The organism is Xanthomonas sp. SHU 308, from assembly GCF_000364645.1.
Taxonomy (GTDB): Bacteria; Pseudomonadota; Gammaproteobacteria; order Xanthomonadales; family Xanthomonadaceae; genus Xanthomonas_A; species Xanthomonas_A sontii.
This window is the reverse complement of the sequence record NZ_AQOK01000758.1, coordinates 1-1487: the sequence shown is the minus strand read 5'-3', so window position 1 is coordinate 1487 and position 1487 is coordinate 1. Positions and strand designations below refer to the sequence as shown.

Sequence of the window (1487 nt, the reverse complement as noted above, 5' to 3'; positions counted from 1 at the left end):
CCCCCCCGCCGCTGCGGTAGGCGTTGGCCGGCTGCGGCAACTGCAGCGGCGCGAACAGCGCCTGCGGATCGTAGGTGCCGGCGCCATCCGCGGCGGTGGCAGCGGCTGCGCCGGCCTGGGCGGCGGCGACAAGCGGGAGGCAGGCCGCGGCGAACGCAGCGCGGCGCAGGACAAGGATCATGGTGGCGTCCGTGGGGAGGATCGCCGCCGATGGTAGGCCGATTGGGGATGGCGTGAATGTGCCGTTCGCCACCTTCGGCAGCGGATGCTCGGCAAAACGGGGTAGCAGCGGCTTCAGCCGCGATGGGCATTCCCGGTAAAGCCCGTCGCGGCTGATCCCCGAAAAGGGGACAAGCGCCGCTCCGACGACAGGACGACGCGCGCCGGGCTCAGCCCAGCAAGGTCTCCAGCACCGCCATGCGCACCGCCACGCCGTTGGCGACCTGGCGCAGGATGCACGACTGCGCGCCGTCGGCGACCTCGTCGGTGATCTCCACGCCGCGGTTGATCGGGCCCGGGTGCAGCACCACCGCGTCCTTGGACGCGCGGCGCAGCCGCTCGGCGGTGAGGCCGTACTGGCCGTGATAGTCCTCCAGCGAGGACACCAGGCCTTCCTCCATGCGCTCGCGCTGCAGGCGCAGCATCATCACCGCGTCCACGCCGTCGAGCATGGCGTCGAAATCCTCGCCGACCACGCAGCCGTCCAGGGTGTCGTCGTCGGGCAGCAGCGCGCGCGGACCGCAGACGCGCACTTCGCCGGCCCCGAGGGTGCGCAGCGCGTGCAGGTCCGAGCGCGCCACCCGCGAGTGCTTGACGTCGCCGACGATGACCAGCTTGAGCTTGGAGAAATCGCCACCCTTGGCGTGGCGCAGGGTCAGCATGTCGAGCAGGCCCTGGGTGGGATGCGCGCTGCGGCCGTCGCCGGCGTTGATCAGCGCGGTGCCCTCGCCCGCCGCCTCGGCCAGACGCTCCACTGCGCCGTCCTCGGGGTGACGCACGACGAAGCCGCGCACGCCCATCGCTTCCAGGTTCTTCAGCGTGTCGCGCGCGGTCTCGCCCTTGCGCGTGGACGAGGTGGAGGCGTCGAAGTTCAGCACGTCGGCGCCGAGCCGCTGCGCGGCCAGCTGGAACGAACTGCGGGTGCGCGTAGACGGTTCGAAGAACAACGTGCACACCGCGGTGCCGGCCAGCACGTTGCGCTTGCCGACCCGGCCCACCGCCGCGTCGCGGATCTGCCCGGCGCGGTCCAGCAGTTGCAGCAGGGTCGCGCGCGGCAGCCCTTCCAGGGTCAGCAGGTGGCGCAGGCGCCCGTTCGAATCGAGTTGCGGATCAGTCATGGCGGGTCCGGGCTGTGGATCAGGGAGGGGGAATGGCGTCGTCGGGCGCGGCCAGCCAGCGCTCCACGATCACCGCGGCGGCCACCGCGTCCAGCGTGGCGGCGTCGCGGCGGCGCTTGCGGCCGGCGGCACGGTCCACCGCGAAGCGTT

The 1487-nt window shown here is 72.4% G+C and carries 2 protein-coding genes and 1 pseudogene; all 3 read right to left on the bottom strand.

What is annotated here, in order from left to right; genetic code table 11:
* A partial coding sequence (locus D588_RS25655; protein WP_017917234.1) for a hypothetical protein occupies positions 1-181 on the bottom strand: 181 nt, incomplete at its 3' end.
* A 208-nt stretch (positions 182-389) separates the two neighbouring features.
* Positions 390-1337, bottom strand: a complete 948-nt coding sequence (locus D588_RS0119875; RefSeq protein ID WP_017910644.1) for an aspartate carbamoyltransferase catalytic subunit — start codon at positions 1335-1337, stop codon at positions 390-392.
* Positions 1338-1356: 19 nt separating this feature from the next.
* A pseudogene (locus tag D588_RS25650) lies at positions 1357-1487 on the bottom strand (Holliday junction resolvase RuvX); the annotation flags it as partial.